At 68.4% G+C, this 17,086-nt stretch carries 11 protein-coding genes and 1 tRNA gene; 5 read left to right on the top strand and 7 right to left on the bottom strand.

Annotated elements, in window-relative coordinates; all coding sequences use genetic code 11:
- Positions 1-105 precede the first annotated feature (105 nt).
- A complete protein-coding gene (locus BSZ36_RS02175; RefSeq protein ID WP_094545533.1) occupies positions 106-1,845 on the top strand; it encodes an RAD55 family ATPase in 1,740 nt (579 codons plus the stop codon).
- An 84-nt stretch (positions 1,846-1,929) separates the two neighbouring features.
- On the opposite strand, the gene BSZ36_RS02170 is transcribed toward BSZ36_RS02175, so the two are convergent.
- Both BSZ36_RS02170 and BSZ36_RS02165 read right to left on the bottom strand, forming a co-directional pair.
- On the bottom strand, positions 1,930-4,437 hold the full coding sequence (locus BSZ36_RS02170; RefSeq protein WP_094545531.1) for a TonB-dependent receptor: 2,508 nt from the start codon (positions 4,435-4,437) through the stop codon (positions 1,930-1,932).
- Between the two features lie 225 nt (positions 4,438-4,662).
- Positions 4,663-5,424 (bottom strand): hypothetical protein, encoded by a 762-nt coding sequence (locus BSZ36_RS02165; protein ID WP_094545529.1) that lies wholly within the window; start codon positions 5,422-5,424, stop codon positions 4,663-4,665.
- Between the two features lie 558 nt (positions 5,425-5,982).
- Between BSZ36_RS02165 and BSZ36_RS02160 the strand changes: the two genes are divergently transcribed.
- Positions 5,983-6,621, top strand: a complete 639-nt coding sequence (locus BSZ36_RS02160) for a MarC family protein (RefSeq protein ID WP_094545527.1) — start codon at positions 5,983-5,985, stop codon at positions 6,619-6,621.
- Positions 6,622-6,716: 95 nt separating this feature from the next.
- Here BSZ36_RS02160 and BSZ36_RS02155 read toward each other — a convergent pair whose 3' ends face one another.
- On the bottom strand, positions 6,717-7,619 hold the full coding sequence (locus tag BSZ36_RS02155; protein WP_094545525.1) for an SDR family NAD(P)-dependent oxidoreductase: 903 nt from the start codon (positions 7,617-7,619) through the stop codon (positions 6,717-6,719).
- A gap of 125 nt (positions 7,620-7,744) precedes the next feature.
- On the opposite strand from BSZ36_RS02155, the gene BSZ36_RS02150 reads away from it, so the two are divergent.
- Together BSZ36_RS02150 and BSZ36_RS02145 are read left to right on the top strand one after the other, a co-directional pair.
- A complete protein-coding gene (locus BSZ36_RS02150; protein WP_094545522.1) occupies positions 7,745-7,999 on the top strand; it encodes a MoaD/ThiS family protein in 255 nt (84 codons plus the stop codon).
- A 54-nt stretch (positions 8,000-8,053) separates the two neighbouring features.
- Entirely contained in the window at positions 8,054-10,933 is a 2,880-nt protein-coding gene (locus BSZ36_RS02145) for an alpha-amylase family glycosyl hydrolase (protein WP_094545520.1), read from the top strand.
- 48 nt (positions 10,934-10,981) lie between these two features.
- On the opposite strand, the gene BSZ36_RS02140 is transcribed toward BSZ36_RS02145, so the two are convergent.
- From BSZ36_RS02140 to BSZ36_RS02125, 4 genes are all read right to left on the bottom strand, one after another.
- Positions 10,982-11,275, bottom strand: a complete 294-nt coding sequence (locus BSZ36_RS02140; protein ID WP_094545518.1) for a DUF202 domain-containing protein — start codon at positions 11,273-11,275, stop codon at positions 10,982-10,984.
- A 34-nt stretch (positions 11,276-11,309) separates the two neighbouring features.
- Entirely contained in the window at positions 11,310-12,740 is a 1,431-nt protein-coding gene (locus BSZ36_RS02135) for a sugar MFS transporter (RefSeq protein ID WP_094545516.1), read from the bottom strand.
- A 116-nt stretch (positions 12,741-12,856) separates the two neighbouring features.
- Positions 12,857-15,391 (bottom strand): M14 family zinc carboxypeptidase, encoded by a 2,535-nt coding sequence (locus BSZ36_RS02130; RefSeq protein WP_094545514.1) that lies wholly within the window; start codon positions 15,389-15,391, stop codon positions 12,857-12,859.
- A 170-nt stretch (positions 15,392-15,561) separates the two neighbouring features.
- Positions 15,562-15,650: transfer RNA gene (locus BSZ36_RS02125), tRNA-Ser, on the bottom strand.
- Between the two features lie 137 nt (positions 15,651-15,787).
- Between BSZ36_RS02125 and BSZ36_RS02120 the strand changes: the two genes are divergently transcribed.
- A complete protein-coding gene (locus tag BSZ36_RS02120) occupies positions 15,788-17,086 on the top strand; it encodes a M24 family metallopeptidase (protein WP_218827525.1) in 1,299 nt (432 codons plus the stop codon).

Below are 17,086 nucleotides of genomic sequence, written 5' to 3'. Positions count from 1 at the left end.
GTTCCGACTCTGCGCGCGCGATCCGTTCTCGAAACGAGAAGGGAGCCCTGCGCAGCCTGGCACGTCCTTTGAGCTTACGCAACGCTGAGACCTCTCCCTTCCGACATGACTGCCGCCTCCTCCCCCCCTACGCCATCCGGTATCGCCGCCGTCGATGACCGCTGGGACGGGCTCCGCCCCGGATCCGCCCTCCTGCTCGTGGGCCGGTCCGGCGCGGGCCGAACGGACCTCGGGATGGCTGCCGTGCGCTCCGCCGTCGAGGCCGGGCAGACGTGCCTGCTGCTCTCTCCGCGCGCAACCGATGCTCTCGCCGAGGCCGCCAAAGCCGCCGGCGTGGACCTCGCGGCGCTCCACAAGACGGGCCGCCTGCGCGTGCTCCGCATTCCCTCTGGCGCCGACCTCGCGGCGAAAGGAAACGCCGGGCTGGATTCCGCCTACCGCGACCTCGGCGCCCTCGCGGTCAAAGCGGGCGCTCACCGCGTCGTGATCGAGGACTTCACGCCGCTGGTTCAGTACACCACCTTCGAGGCGTTCGGGGCCGCCTTTAGCGGCCTGCGCAAAACCCTCGCCGACGCAGGCGCGGCGTTCCTGCTCGGCCTCGGCGAGCCCGCCAACGAGGCCTCGAAGCGCTTGCTCTCGGTCGTGCAGACGCGCGTGGACGCGACCGTCCGTGTGACCTCTGGCGAGAACGGACGCATCGTCAGCATTGACGAGACCGTGATGGCTGAGCCTCCGGTTCCGGCGCCCAAGGCACAAGCCGCGCCAGAGGCCCGCACCACGCCTGCTCCAGAAACCCGCGCTCCAGCCGCGCCAGAGGCCAGGCCCGCTGCGTTCGCACCTGAGGCCCCTGCGCCGGAGCCGACCGCACCGGAACCGTCCGCAGCAGAGCCGCCCGCGCAGCCCTTCGCGCCCGCTCCCTTCGCGCCTGCTGCGCCAGAGGCCTCAGCCGAGCCGTCGCCTCCGCCCATGCCGGACGCCTTCTCGCTCGACAGCGCTCCGGACCCGTTCGAGACGGCGCCGCCCGCGTTTCCATCCAGTGATGGAGCGTCTCTGCCCGTTGATGAGCCTCTGGCGCCAGAGGCCTCCGGCCTGGAAGCGTCCCCCGATTTCGGCGAGACGCCGCTCCCGCCGCCTGCGGTTCAGGAGACCTTCGCGCCGGAGCGCCCCTCACCTCCGTCGAGCGTGATGAACGCGGGCATCGAAATCGCGCCGCCGCCGGACCCAGACCTGCTCGCCCCCATCGCCGACCCGTTCGGGCGCGACCCGGGCGGCACGTTCTTCGACAACGGGTACCTCGTGGACTCGAAGGGGGCCGCTACCATTCCGGTCACGTCGGTCCATCAGGAGGCCTACCCCGAGGTGTTCACGCCGCCCACCCAGGAGCCCGAGCCGCTGGCGCCCATGCCTCCGCCCACCATGCCCTCGTTTGCCTCCATTCCGGCGGCACCGGCGCAGGACAACGGGCGCGCGGCCACTCGGCAGGCGCTCGATTCCGCTTTCGCCGCGCGGGACTACGGCACGCCGTTCCTCATCGTCGCCGCGCGGATGGAGCGCTCGCAGCCGGAGTCCGTCTCGTTCGAGACCGTGACCGACGGGCTACGTGCCGCCCTCCCCTCTGGCGGCACGCTCTACGCCGACTCGGCGCGCCTCCGCTCGCTTCTCGTCCTCCCGGGCGCGGACGCCAGCGGCGCCCAGCAAATCTTCGCGACGTTGCAGCAGCACCTCCAGAAGCACCTCGGCCAGCAGGCCGAAGCCACGCTTCAGGCCGTTGCCGCCATCACGGTCCCGGACGGACAGCCTTTCGGCTCCGCCGAGGAGCTTTGGAACTACGCCGTCGAGAGCTAGGCCTCTGGCGGATCACAGACAACGCCCCCTCCCCCAAGCGGGCCTCTGGCGCCAGAGGCCCGTTTTGCGTTTGTCCGGCCGGGGCTAGAAGTCCACGCGCAGGCGCACGTTGAATGTCCGCGGCGTGAGCCGCGTCGGCACGGCCTCGAAGAAGTTGCTGCCGTTGGGCCGCTGCTGGAGGTTGTACGCGTTCGCGATCACGTTGGCCTGGTCGAACACGTTGAGGATCTCGACCGTCGCCAAGAGCATGAGCGGCGCGCCAGAGATGCCCTTGCCGATTCGGAGGCGCTTGGTGGCTCCCACGTCGAAGCGGAAGTAGGCGGGCAGCGAGATCGCGTGGCGCACTCCGTCCTCGAACGTGCGCTCGCCCGTCTCGGCGTCGATCGTCACCGCGGGCGCGGTCGTGGGCAGGCGCGAGCCGTAGAGCGAGCGGAGGTGGAGGCTCCACGTGTCGTCTCCCGGAATGCGGTCCTGCACGAAGATGGACAGGTTGTGGCGCCGGTCCGTCGGCCGCCGCACCCAGTCGCCGCCGCCGTTGCGGACGAACCGGAGCGAGTCGGCGCGCTGCTGTGGCGAGGCCGGGTTTTCAAACCCGTCGGGCGTGAGGAACCGCTCCTCGGTGAGGAGGAAGCCGTAGTTGATCCAGCTCTCCAGGCCAGGCACCAGCTCGCCACGCAGCTGCATGTCGATGCCGCCCGCGTAGCCCTCCGAGTCATTCTCTCCCGAGTACCCCACGCGCACGTTGTCGACGGTGTACGAGATGAGGTTCGTCAGCCGCTTGTAATAGGCCTCGGCGCGGAACGTGAGGCGCCTCTGGCGGAACAGGTGCTCCACGCCCAGAACCGCCACGTCGGCACGCTGGGACTTGAGGTCTGTTTGGATCGTGATCGTGCTCTCGCCAGGGGCTGGCTCGCCGCGGAGCTCGCGGTACGTGGGGGCCTGGTGGTACACGCCGAGCGAGCCGGTAAATGTGGTGATGTCGCTCGCGCTGAAGACCGCCGCGAGGCGAGGCGATACCGTCCACTCGTCCGTGAGGTCGTAGTAGTCCGCGCGAACGCCAGCGGTGGCGACGAACCGGCCCCGCTCCGGGAGGAGGTCCAGCGCCTGCTCCAGCCAGAGGCCCGCCTGCACGGCCGTCGTGTCGAACTCCGCCTGGAGCACGCCCTGCTCGAACTCCGTCGTGTCGTTGGACACCGTCGGGTAGGAGAACAAAGAGCGCTCGTTGATGCGGTCCGTAAAGCGGAGGCTGCGCAACTGCCAGCCGATCTCGCTCGCGCCGCGGCCGAGCCCGAGGCGGTAGCGGCCGCCGCCGGTAAGCGTCGCCACGCCGACGGAGTTGTCCGCGAAGTCGGCCTGGGTCACGGGAGTGCCCGTGGGGATGTTGTCGAACTCGGTCGGCGGCGCGCCGGGGCGCCGCACGCGGTTGGAGTACTGCACCGTGGACGAGATGTCGCTCGTCTCGAACTCTTCAGTGTCGTACGCCGAGAGGCTGTGCTCCAAACGGAGCGACTGCGCCAGAGGCGTCTCCAGGCGGAGCCCGCCGAAGAGCACGTCGTAGCCGTCGTTTTCCGACCCTCGGAACTCGAACGACGCCGTGCGCACCAAGTCCGGGAAGATGCCGAAGGTGGTCACGCGGCTCTGCGGCTTGAAGCGGAACCGGTGCCGCGCCGCGAGCCCGATGGCGCGGAGCCTGTGGCCGCCGCCGAGGTCGAGATCGGCGAGGCCCTGTACGTCGCGGAAGTCCGGGTCGTAGTCGCCCTTGAGTTCCTGACCGCCCAAGAACGACTGCGGGCGCGAGATGCGGGACGCCACGGCGACCCCGAGCGGGCCTGCGCCGCCCTGGATGGCCGCGCCGCCGTCCAACGTGGAGGCGTACGCCGTGCCGACGATGGCACCCGTCGGACGGGCGTACGTCACGTCTAGGACAGACGCCAGCTTGCCGCCGTAGCGGACGGGAAAGCCGCCGGCGTACAACGTCAGCCCCTCGGCCAGGTCGCCGTTGACGAGGCCCAGCCCCTCCTGCTCCCCCTGCTGTGTACGGATGGGCCGGTAGATCTCGAAGCCGTCGATAAAGAACTGGTTCTCGTTCGTGCTCCCGCCGCGGACGGAGTAGGCGTTGGAGAGCTCGTTGTTGCTCGTCACGCCGAGTTGGACCTTGACGGCGCGGAGCGCGTCGGCCACAGGCGTCGGCATCGCGCGGATGTCGGCAGGCGTGATGCTGCTGACGCCCGCGCCGATGGTCGCGCGGTCCGCGGTCACCTCTACCGAGCCCAGGTCGTCATCGAGCGCGAGCGCGACGTTGAGCGCGACGGTCTGCCCCTTTCGCACGCGAAGCGTGTCGCGCGCGCTCGCGAACCCCACGGCCGAGACCACCAGGACGTAGCGCCCTTCGGGTATGCGGAACGAGAACGCGCCGTCGAGATCCGCGGCCGTCCCGAAGTTGGTGCCCTCCACGAGCACGTTGGCGCCCGGGACCGGCTCCCCCCCGGCCTCTTGCGTGACGACGCCCGCGATCGTGCCCTGTACCTGGGCGGAGACGGCGGCGGGGAAAAACGCCGCGAGAAGAGCGGCGAGCGCGAAGAGACGGGACATGGTCCGGAAGGTCCGCAGGGCGGAAAGAGACGAAGGCGTACCGAACGGACCGATGGGCGTCTAGTGTGTGAGCCGCAAGATAGAACGCGGCGCGTCGCCCGTCCGGGGCCTCTGGCGTGCCCCGCCCTCGCGCCGGGTGGTGTGTTCACTGTCCCCACCAAACAGAACGTCGCGGCCTCTGGCGCCAGAGGCCGCGACGGGGCGACGCGAGGAATCAACCCCGCTCTAGCTGTCGACGCGGGTCATCCGCACCTCCTGGCAACGGAGCGCGAGGCCCGTGATGCTGTCGCCACGGCGGTATACGTCCAGCCCGACGCCAACCTCACCGCTCGGGCACACCTGAGCCGTTTCCCACTTCCGGCAGTGCGAACGCGTGAACTGGTCGGAGAAGCTGGCATCGCGCACCACCCGTCCACGCCCGTTCGGGTTGAGGCGCGTGCCGAAGATCTTGATGCCTTTGAGCTTGATGTTGCGGTCGTTGCGGTCGTTGGTGCATACCTGCAAGCCGTGGATGGCAACATGGCTTTCATACCCATCCACAGTAGGCGCCGACGGCGGGCGCACCCTCTTCGTCGTCGATTGGACTCCCTGCTCCATGGTCTGCCTACTGCTCGTGCCCATCCAATTGGTGCCGCATCTGAAGTCGACCCTCGTATCGAGCTGTTCTCCGTTACTGGGCTCGTACTCGTGATCGGGCCCCAGAGTGTAATGGACAAAGCTCGCCTGCATGAAGCATGGCTCATCCCCGCGTTCGCGGAACAGAAGGCTTCTGAGGAAAGAATGGGGCTGCGATGGAATCAGAGTGAACGAACTCGACCCCGTGTTTCCCGAAATGCCTGTCGTGGTGATGTTGCCGACGAGCCTGATTTTCTGACTGCTCGGACCTGAGACGGTGCGTGTCATCGCCGGAGCCCGGCTGATTCGGCGCTGGGCCTCGGCAGCATCGGTGGCGAGAGCGGCGAGAAGGAGGAAGAGGAGAATGCGCATGGTCTAGAAGAGGGATGTGTGTATCCATACGTCGCTGCGTCGCGTGAGGGACCACACCGCGCCAGAGGCGCCCGGCCTGCTCCTCTCGCGAGTTCCAACCGCTCTGGCCGAGGCTTCTGGCGCCAGAGGCGAGACAAGACGCTCCTCACTCGTAGAGAACCGATGTCCTCCCGTGTTTTCATGCTCATGCCCACCGACACGCTGTTCGGCGGCGTCGCCCTCGCCTCGGGCGCGCTTGTTCTCCTTCGCCGCAAGGGCGACCAGCTGGGTGCACCGCCACTCCGGTTTGGTCTACGTCGTCTTGATGCTGCGTCTCCGTGCAGACAGTCGGGACCGGAATGCGCAAGGGGCTCGGCCTGCGGCCAAGCGTAGCGTTTCCTCTCGTCGTCGCAGTGTCCCGCCACTGCTGACCGTCTTCAGGTTGCGCGCCAGAGGCCTCTGGCGAAGGCGCAGCGGAGGCGAGGTGAACGTGAGGCGAGATCGCGACGCAGCGCGGCAATTTGTTTTTTCAGACGTTGGAGGTGGCGATACTCGCCCGCTCGATTTCCACTCTGTTCTGTGCCTGACTTCGGCGCCGCCCTTCTTGCGGCCTTTCTTCCTCTCTTCGTCGCCATCAACATTCCCGGCATCCTGCCTATCTACATGGGCATGGCCGAGGCGTTCACGTTGCAGGAGCGGCGGCAGCTTCTCGTGCGCGCCCTGGCCGCGGCGGCGGTCCTCGCTGTGCTGATGCTGTTCGCCGGCGAGGTCATTTTCGCCTCGCTCGGCATCACGCTCAACGACCTCCGCGTCGGTGGTGGGCTGATCCTGCTCATCATCGCGATCACCGACCTCGCCTTCGGGGATTTCAAGAAGCGCCGCGGCGGCCGCAACGGCGACGCCATCGACGAGATCGACGCCGATGACCCGGACTTGCCCGTCGTCCCCCTCGGCATTCCGCTCATCATCGGGCCGGGGGCGATCACCACGATCCTGCTCTCCCAGGGAGAGTTCGGCTACGCGCCGACGCTGGCGTCCATCCTGCTCAACCTCACTCTGGTGTTCATCGCGTTCACCTTCGGCCCGTCGATCCTGCGGCTGTTCGGCAAGGACACGTCCAAGGCTGTCGCGAAGGTGGCGAGCCTCTTCCTGGCCGCCATCTCGGTGGCGATGATCCACGCGGGCATCGCGGGCATGATCGCGGGGCCGAACGCCTAAACAGAGCACCCCGGCCTCTGGCGCCAGAGGCCGGGGTGGAAGCCGACAGGGGTGCACGGTGAGCATGTCCCGCTAGAGGCCTCTGGCGCGGGCGCCTAGCTCGTCGGTGCTGCCGAGGGATCGGAGGCGGTCTGGAAGCGGAGCTTGAGTTTGCCCTTGGGCTCCTGCTTGATGTCCTTCGGCACGTCGTCGCCGGGCAGGCCGTGCACGATGGTCGTGGCGCCGTCGACGAGCCAGAGCGCGCCGGTGACGTAGCTGGCCTCGTCGCTCGCGAGGAACGCGTACACGTTGGCGATCTCCTCCGTCGTGCCGCGACGACCGAGCGCGGTCGCACCCGTCAGCGTCTTGACCGTCTCCTCGTCCATCGGACCGGTCTCGACGTGCGTCCACGACGTGTCAACGGGGCCGGGGCAGACGCAGTTGGCGCGGATGCCGTACTTGCCTTGCTCGCCCGCGATGCCCTTCATGAACGCGTGATTCCACGCCTTGGTCGGGCCGTAGGGCGTGAACTGCGGCGTGCCGTTCCAGCCCGCCTCGGAGCCAGCGCTGACCACGTTGCCGCGCGACTTCTGGAGTTCTGGAATCGCAGCGCGTGTCATGAAAAACGTCGTGTTGATGTTGTTGTGGACGAAGCGGTGGAAGTCCTCGACGGGGTACTCGTCGATCTCGGCGAGCGTGGGCAGCACGCCCGCGTTGTTGACGAGGATGTCCAGAGCGCCGAACGCGTCGACGGCAGCCTTGACCGCGGCCTCGGCGTTTTCCTGCGTGCCGATGTCCCCGGCGAACGTCTCCACCCGGGTGCCGGGGTACTGCTCCTCGATGTCCGACTTGACCTCGTCGAGCGGGTCGTCCGGGAGCCCCGCGAGCAAGAGGCCGCTGGCGCCTTCGTAAGCAAACTTATGAGAGATGGCTTCGCCGACGCCCTCGGCGGCGCCAGTGATGATGGCGACTTTGCCGTCGAGCTTGCCGGGGCGGGCGTGTCCGTTAGAGGCTGACATGGGGATTGGGGGAAGTGAGAAAGGATGTCTTTGAGAGGCCGTGCGCCCTCGCTGTTCCGTGAATCGCCCACGCTCAGCTCTCCCCCTACCCCTCACAGGCCTCGCGCCGAGAGCGATATTCCGCCATGTCCATCTCCGTCCGTGTTCTGCTTTTCGCCGCCCTCCAAGACGCCGTTGGCGAGAGCGAGCTGACCGTGCCTCTGGCGCCAGAGGACGCCACGAGCACGGCGCTACTCAACGCCCTCGTCGATGCGCATCCCGCCATCGGGCCGCACCGGCCAACGCTGCGGCTGGCCGTCAACCAGCGCTACGTGCGCGGCGACGTGCCTCTGGCGGACGGCGACGAGGTCGCGCTGATTACGCCGGTCAGCGGCGGATAGCGCCGGGACGCCGCGGCTCCAGAGCGGAGCGCTCGCGCCAGAGGTTCGCGTGCCATGGAAGCGCTTACTTTCGGGCAGTCCCCCGCCCTGCCGATGTTCCGCTTTCTCCTCCTCGCGCCGCTGGCGCTGCTCCTCGCCGCCTGCGCCATGCCCGCGCCCGTTGCTCAGACCTCGCCAGAGGCGTACGCCTTTACGCCCTTGGAGCGCGCCCAGGGCTACGCCCTCCGCGGCGACACGACGGTCTTCGTGTTCGACAGCGCGCTCTACGGCCGCGCCCCCGAGCGCGTGGCGGTGACCGGCGCGTTCCGAAGCTGGAGCGACGACATGGACGACACCGCGTGGGCGCTCGCGCCAGAGGCCTCTGGCGGCGTCGATGCCGGCGTGTGGACGCTCGCGGTGCAGAACCCCGAGTTCAGCGTCGTCGGCGCGGCGACGCCGTTCAAGTTCCGGGTAGACAATGGGATCTGGCTGGACCCGCCCGGCGCGGCACCCAACGTGGAGGGCGGCAACTACGTGTTCATGTTCGGCGTGACGCCGCCGCGGCTCGTGGCCGAGCTCCGCGGCGAGCGCTCGGTCTGGGTCGAGATCACCGGTGAGGACCTCTCGCGCCCGACCTCGCCAGAGGCCTACACCATCGTGCGGTGGGACGGGCAGCGCGTCCCCGTCACGACGGCCATCCCCAACGAGGCGCATAGCGTGCTGCTCGTGCCCGCCGGGCCTCTGGCGGCCAACCAGGTGCATTACGTGGAAGCAAGCGTCCCGGGCCGCGAGCAGCCGCTTCGCGGCATGGCGCGCTTTGACGGCCTCTGGCGCAACATGGCCGACGGGCAGCCACTCGGCGTCACGTTCCAGCGGCCCATCGGCGTGCCGGGAGCAGACGGGGCCGCCCCGTCCCCCGCCCCCGACTACACGACCGTCTTCCGGCTATTCGCACCTCGCGCAGATTCCGTCCACCTCCTTCTGTACGACGACCGCGAGGGCGACGCGCGCCAGAGGATTGAGATGGACCGCAGCATAAGCGGCACGTGGGTGCACCGCGCAGACGCGGACCTCCACGGCACGTGGTACGACTACGCCGTCTACGGACCCGACGGCCCCGGCTCTCACTTTTTCAACCAGACCGGCGAGACCGTCTCCGATCCGTACGCGCTCGTCAGCGACGACTCGTGGGGCCGCGCTCGCGTCTGGCGCGATGACTTCGGGGCGCCAGAGGCCTTCGACAAGCGTCCCAAGATGGAGGACGTCGTCGCCTACGAGGTCCACCTGCAGGACTTTACCGACACGCTGCCCGTGGCCTCTGGCGTCGGCCCGTTGGAGGCGTTTATCGCGCCCGGGCTGACCAACGCCAGAGGCGAGCCCATCGGGCTGGATTACCTGGAGCGCCTAGGCATCAACACCGTCCACCTCATGCCGGTCCAGGAGTTCTTGCACTACCCGGACGATGCGTGGCAGGCCGCCTTCGGCGATGACCCGTTTATGCAGGAGCAGGGCATCGCAGATGAGAACTACCAGTGGGGCTACCGCACCACGCACGCCCTCGCGGTCGAGAGCCGCTTCCGGTCCGCTGGCGACGAGCCGGGCGCCGAGCGCCAGCGGTTCCGCGATCTCGTGGACGCGCTCCACGCCAGAGGCATGGCCGTCCTCATCGACGTGGTCTTCAACCACACCGGCGAGAACATGGAGGGCCGCCAGCAGCTTCTCACGTTCAACGGCATCGACAAGCACTACTACTACCGCTTGGATCCCAACGGCGAGCACATTGGCGCCTTTGGCAACGAGGTCAAAAGCGAGAACCGCCCGATGACGCAGCGCTGGCTGCTAGACCAACTCAAGCACTTCGTAGAGGTCTTCGGCGTGGACGGCTTCCGCATCGACCTCGCGGGCCAGACGGATCAGCAGACGCTGGAGTGGATCCAGTCCGAGTTGGGCGAGGACGTGCTGATCTACGGCGAGCCGTGGATCGGCTCCAACGACCCCGATTACGAGGCCAACCCGAGCTGGGACTGGTACAAGGTGGACTCCCCCATCACCTTTTTCCAGGACGACTCCCGCAACGCCTTCAAGGGCTCGACCGCCGACCCGACGCCGGCCGTCACCTCTCGCGGCTTCGCCGGCGGCGATCCTCTGGCGCGAGAGGCCGCCATGCGCGCCATCGCGAACGACTTCCCAGACGAGGCGACGCCCAACACGGGCATCAACTACCTCGACATCCACGACAACTGGGCGCTGGCCGACCGCTTCGCGTCGAACACCTCTGGCGAGAACGCCTGGGACGGGCGCGAGGGAGTGCGCGAGGCCGAGATGCGCATCGCGGCAACGCTCCTGATGACGAGCCTCGGTCCGGTGGTGATGCACGGCGGGACGGAGATCGCGCGGAGCAAAGGCCTCGCGCCGCTGCCAGAAGAGATCGGCGGTCAGCAGGTGCTGACCGAGATGAGCATCGCGCCGATCTACATCAAGGGCCGCGGCGACACGTACAACCTCCGGACGGCCAACCACTTCCTCTGGGAGACTGTCGGCGAGGCCTCTGGCGCCGTGGACTTCAAGGCGATGGAGGAGTGGTGGAAGGGTCTCATCGCGCTGCGGATGTCGGACGCGGGCTCGGTCTTTCGCGTGGGGCATAAGCCGCAGGCTGGGTACGTGGAGTTCCTCGCGCCAGAGGCGCACCCGCAGGCACTCGGGTGGCTCGTGGGCGACTACGCGCTAGTGCTCGTCAACGCAGGCGACTCCCCTGCTACATTCGATTTCAGTGACAAACTCGCGTGTCACACATGGTGGCTCGCAGCATCCTCAGACCAAGCGGAAATGTCCGTGAATCGAGAATGGCAGAGGACGCCATCTCAACGATTTAGAAGTAAGGCAGCAGCGCCGAAGTCAGCGCAAGTCTGGTTTCGCGCTGCGCCTTGCGAGACATACACCCTAGATGACGACTAGCGCCAGAGGCCTCTGGCGTGATGGCCCCTCCCCGCAACCCCGCGGCTGTTAGCCCACGACGGGCTTCGCGAGCAGCGGCTTCAGCTTTTTGCGCACGCGGAGGTACCGCCAGAGGCCATAGCCGAACGCCATTGGCGCGATGGTCATAAACACCACGCCGATAGCGACCAGAGAGTCGTTCCCGAGGTAGATCAGCGCCCCGCCGCCGCCGATCAGGCCCAGCGCGGTGCGGACGTGTGCGAGCAGCGTCCGCTCGTTCGCGAGAACCGTGCGGTCGGTCGCGAGGCGGTCGCGGAGCGTGAGCGCGTCCGGGTCGAGGTCGGCGTAGGCGTCGTAGGACATGGGGCCTCTGGCGCCAGAGGTGCGGTGGAGGATGCTACCGGCGGCCGGTGGGGAACTCGTCGTTCTCGGCGTATACCGCCGTCGAGGAGCGCTCGGCGTCTACGGCGGGCGTGGCGCGGGCGCGCCAGAGCCCGTAGGTCGCGATGTAGCCGTAGCAGAGCGTCAGGAGCAGGAACGCGGGCTGCACGCCGACGGCATCGGCGAGGGCGCCGTAGAGCGGCGGGATGATCGCGCCACCCACGATGGCCGTGCAGAGGATGCCTGAGCCTTGCGCGGTGTTCTCGCCCAGCCCGTCGATGGCGAGCGTAAAGATGGTCGCGAACTGGATCGAGTTGCACAGTCCGACGGCGAGGATCGCCACCATCGCGACGGCGCCAGAGGACGAGACGCTGAGCGCGATCAGGGCGATGGCCGCGCCGGAGAACAGCGCCAGAAGCCGTCCGGGCGAGACGAACTGGAGGAGCGCCGAGCCCACGAACCGGCCGATCATCGCGCCGCCCCAGTAAAGCGCTACGAACGTGCCCGCCAGCCGCTCCACGTTGAACGTCTCGAAGTCGCCCCCGGAGAGGAAGCCCGCGATACCCGCGAGTCCCGGGCTCTCCCGCACCAGCGCGGCCACGTCCAACTCTAGGAAGTAGTTGACGAGGTAGCTGCCAATCGCGACCTCGGCGCCGACGTAGACGAAGATGCCGAGGGCGCCCCACATCAGCGCGCCAGAGGCCCGCGCGGCGCGGTAGCTGCCCGCGATGTGCCCGTCGCCCTCCAGGATCGTTGGCAGCTTGAACAGTGCGAAGCCGACGGCGATGGCGGCGAGGATGACCGCGAGGACGATGAACGGCGTCTGCACTGTCCCTGCCTCCGCCGCGAAGTAGGCCGCCTTGGCCTGGGGTGACATGGCGCCGATCTCGTCCGAGGTGAGCACCGTGTTGCCCAGGATGAACGCCGCCCCCACGAGCGGCGCGATGGTGGTCCCGAGCGAGTTAAACGCCTGCGCGAGGTTGAGCCGGGACGAGGCGGTGCGCGCCGGTCCGAGCGCGGCCACGTACGGGTTCGCGGCCACCTGCAGAACCGTGATGCCGCCCGCGAGCACGAACATCGCGAGCAAGAACAGCGGGTACACCCGGATCCCCGCCGCCGGCACGAACAGCAGACACCCCGCCCCCATCGCGAGCAGCCCCACGACCACGCCGCGCTTGTAGCCGATCCGCGCGATGAGGTTGCCGCTCGGGATGGAGACGATGAAGTACGCCGCGAAAAACGCGAACTGCACCAGCGCCGCCTCGAAGTAGCTCAGCTCGAAGACCGCTTTCAGCCTGGGCACGAGCGCGTCCACCATCACGGTGATGAACCCCCAGATAAAGAAGAGGCTCGTGACGACGATAAACGGCGTCCTGTAGCGGGCGGCGGTGGTGGCGCCAGAGGCCTCTGGCGCGATCGCGGTGTCTAGCGGGTTGGTCTTGGCCATGCGGGTGGGGATCGGAGCCCTGAACCTACCCGATGCGCCGGGCTGTGCCTAGCGGGACGGCCGACGCCGGGCGCGGCCTCCGGCGCCGGGCCGCGTTCTGGCGCCAGAGGCCGCGGCTAGAACGTCCGTCCGAAGTAGACGGCGTTCAGCAGCAGGCCGTCGGTGCCGTACCAGAAGGCTCGGAAGGCGGGGTTGAAGTCCATCAAGATCACGCGCCCGCGGCCCATCGACGAGGCCCGGAGCGCGGCGGCGCCGGCGAGCCTCTGGCGGACGGCGCCTGACGCGTACCCGCTTAAGACCGGCGTTTGGGCGTCGTAGCGGCCCACGTCCACGCCCGAGTTGGTGGAGTCGGGCGCGAAGACGGCCGTGCCGGACTTGAAGACGGGGATGCGCGCGCCGTAGCCATAGGCCAGCGGGTGCGTGGGGTCTACGACGAGATCGAGGATGGAGCCGCCCAGCGCCTGCGCGCCTCTGGCGCCGTCACGCTCGGCATACGGGTAGGCCGTGGAATCCGGCGGGCTGCTGCGCGTGGGAGACGTGAGGAGCCCGCCTCTGGCGGCCCACAACGCGCCGCCCTGCAGGCCAATCACGACGCCGCCGCCGCGCACCCACGCTTTCATCCGCTCGATGTCGGCGTCGCTGAGCGAGTTGTACGAGCCGTTCGCGAGAATGAGCGTCGTGTAACCGTCCAGCGACGGGAGCTCGGCGGGGTCGATCAGCGAGACCTCCTGGCCGAACCGCTCGCTGAGCAGGTGCCACACCTCGCCGACGCCGTAGGAGCTGGTGCCCTCGCCCGCGAGAAGCGCGACGCGCGGCGCGACCAGGACCGGCCAGTCGTTGCTGCCGAGGTCGTTGCCGCTCGGCGTGAGGCCGGAGTCCAGCGCGTACGCCTCGACGTGGTCCATCTCGGCGGCCCGCATCACGACGGCGTGGACGGAATCGGGCGTGATCTCGCCTTGCCGTGCCTGCACGATCAGCGTGCCGCGGTCGAATTGGCGGCGCGAGCCGCCAGAGGCCGCCTCGAACGGGCTTTTCGCCAAGCGCACGCGCAGCCCGGCCTCTTGCATCCGACGCAACGCGCGGGGCGCGAAGTAGCGGCCCCACGGGATCGCGTACGCCACGCGCGCTTGCCCGCCGACCACGCGCCCGCCATCGTAAACGGGCTGCATCTCGGCGCCCATCCGTGGCACGCGAGAGACCTCGGCCACGTCCGCGCCGTAGGCGAGCGGGAAGGTCCAGGCGGAGACATCGTAGAACAGGCTGTCGGTGTAGGTCAGCACGCGCTCCATCGCGGCTTTGACCAGGCGTCCCTGCGTTTGCGCCAGAGGCACCACGTAGGCCTCACCGGCGCGGTAGGTGCGGCCACCGGCGGTCACGTCTTGCTCCAGCGCGTACATCTTGACGCGGCTCCGCGAGAGCGCCTGCGCCAACGCCTGCCCACGCGTCCGGCTCTCGCCGAGCCCGATCACGTAGGCGCCAGAGGCCGCGTCTTCGGCGTAGAAGTCGCGCGCGTGCGTCAGAAGCCTCTGGCGGAGCGCGATGGCGGCGCGGAGCGTGGAGACCGACGTCGCGAGCTGGTTGCGAACAGTGACAGCGTAGGTGAGCTCGCCGTTGGCCTCGGTCTCGCGGCGGAGCGCGCGCGAGGACGCCTGCTCGAAGAGGATGCCGACCGCGCCGTTCACGTCGGGGTAGGTAGAGCCCTTGCCGTAGTAGAAGTCGTCGAAGCTCTCCTCGGAGTAGTAGAACTGCCCGATGCGGTCCAGCTCGTCGGCGTGGTACCGCGCGATCGCGCCCGTGAGCTCGTACGTCGCCTCTGGCGTGTTCGGGTTGTTGCGCGAGGGGATGCCGGGTTGGAAGAAGAAGGTGGACTCCGAGCCCATCTCGTGGTGGTCCGTGCTCACCTGCGGGCGCCACGTGTGCCACCACGCCATGCGGCCCTGGCTCTCCTTCAGTTCCGTCGGCAGCCAGTCGCGGTTGATGTCGAAGAAGTAGTGGTTGGTGCGTCCGTTCGGCCACGGCTCGCGGTGCTCACGGTTCTGCGGGTCTGCGACGCCAGAGGCTCCGCGGTAGCCGTTCACCCAGTCCGCGAAGCGGTCGCGCCCGTCCGGGTTGAGCATGGGATCGAGCAGGACGACGGCCTCCGCGAGTTGTGCGTCGATCTCGGGTCCTAGCGCCGCGGCGAGGTGATAGAGGTAGACGAGCGCTGCCTCGGTCCCCGAGGCCTCGTTGCCGTGGACGGAGTAGCCCTGGTACACCACGACCGGCATGGCCGCGATCTCGCTGTCGCTCACGGCCTCTGGCGACTCGCTGAGCATCAGGTTCGCGTCGCGGATGGTCTCCAACCGGGCGTGGTTCGCGGGCGAGGTGACAATGGCGTGGACCAGCCGCCGCCCTTCGTACGTGGTCCCGTGGAAGCCTATCTCCACGCGCGGTGACGCGGCGGCAACGGCCTCGACGTAGCGGATCACTTCCTCTGGACGCGTGTGCCGCTCGCCGATGGTGTAGCCGAGCACGGCCTGGGGCGTCGGGATGGAGGCGTCGTAGCCTCTCGTCCCTTCAACGGCGTAGGGGGTCGCCAGAGGCACCTGCGGTTGGGCGCCAGCGGCGGTGGCGGCGAGGAGAACAGCGGCGAGAACCGAAAAACGAAGCATGATGGGGCGGTGGGCTCGGCCGAAACCTACTTCGCCTCTGGCGGGCGGGCCGGCCGTTGATGCCAACCGCTGCTCGAGCCTCTCGCGGCGCGGCGTAGAGCTCTCGCCAGAGGCCGCTGGCGCCACAAAAAACGCCCCGCACGGATTCGTGCGGGGCGTCCTAAGACCGGCGGAGAGGGGGGGATTCGAACCCCCGGTACCCCGTAAAGGGTACACTGCTTTAGCAAAGCAGCGGTTTCAGCCACTCACCCACCTCTCCGTGGGGCGCGCAAAGTAGAGCCGTGGGCACCTGGGAATCAACCGCTCGTCTCGTCGCCACACAGATTTCGACAGCGCGGCGGCTCCGGCCCCTGAGGCCTCTGGCGGTAGGTTCGGACACGCCCCTCCCCTATCCCGATGCGCGCCACCTTTCTCGCTCTCCTCTTTCCCCTCGCGGTCGTCGCGCAAGAGGCTCCCGCACCGGAGACTTCGGGCGATCCGTGGCCGGCCATCCGCGCCGAGCGCGTCGCCACGCTCCTACCGGACGCGATGGACCGCGCAGACGTGGACGCGTGGCTCGTGCTCTGCCGCGAGAACGACAACGACCCGATGGCGCGGCACGTCGGCTGCGAGAACGCGGGCGGAGAGGCCGCCTTCCTGTTCTTCCGGACCGCCTCTGGCGTGGAGCCGTTTGCCGTCTCGCCCGCGGGGGAGGCCGCGTCGCTCGCGGAGCTGGGCCAGCAAGAGGTGATCGAGATCCCGCGCGGCGAGTCCGTTTGGTCGTCCGTCGTCTCTCTCTTCCAGCGGTTCGCGCCAGAGGCCATCGCGATCAACCGCGGCGGCTCGCCCATCTCGGATGGCCTCTCGTCTACGCAGTACGAACGGATGCAGGCCGGCCTGGACGACTGGATGGACCGAACTGCATCGGCTGAAACGCTGATCTCCGAATGGCTCTCGGTCAAGACACCAGAGGAGGTCGACTTTATGCGCCGCGCCGCGAACCTCACCGCACTCTGGCAGGAGCTGGCCTACGCCGCCGCTGTCCCGGGCGTGACCACCGACCGCAACATCGCGGACTTCCTCGAAGCCAAGATGCGCGAGGCGGGTGTTGACGATGGGTGGGCGCCGGATCAGAACCCGGCCGTCAACTCAGGGCGCGACCGCGGGCACTCTCACCCGACGGACCGCGTGATCCAGCCCGGCGACTTTATCCAGACCGACTTCGGGATTCGGGTCGGGGACATGTGGGTAACGGATATCCAGCGCTTCGCCTACGTCCTCGCGCCTGGAGAGACGGAGGCGCCGCCAGAGGCCGTCGCGAAGTGGGAGGCCGCCAAGCGCGGACGGCAAGCCGCCTTCGAGGCCATGCGGCCCGGCGCCAGAGGCGTAGACGTGGACCGCGCGCAGCGTGCGGAGATGCGCGCCAGCGGCTCGCTCCCCGTCATGTGGAGCACCGGCCACCCCGTCGGCTACTGGGCGCACGATAGCGGACCCAGCCTCGGCGGCGGTCAGGAAGGCCGTACGCCCTCTGGCGCCCAGCTCAAAACGCTCCGCCCCGGCATGACCTTCGCCTTCGACGGTTTCCACAGCTGGCCTCTGGCGAACGGTGAGACCAAAACCATCTCGGTCGAAGAGATGGTCGTTATCACCGAAGACGGCGCCGAGTGGCTCGTGCCGCCGCAAGAGGATCTGATCCTGATCCGCTCGCGGGATTAA

The organism is Rubricoccus marinus (assembly GCF_002257665.1).
Classification (GTDB): domain Bacteria; phylum Bacteroidota; class Rhodothermia; order Rhodothermales; family Rubricoccaceae; genus Rubricoccus; species Rubricoccus marinus.
This window is presented reverse-complemented; position numbering and strand designations above follow the sequence as displayed.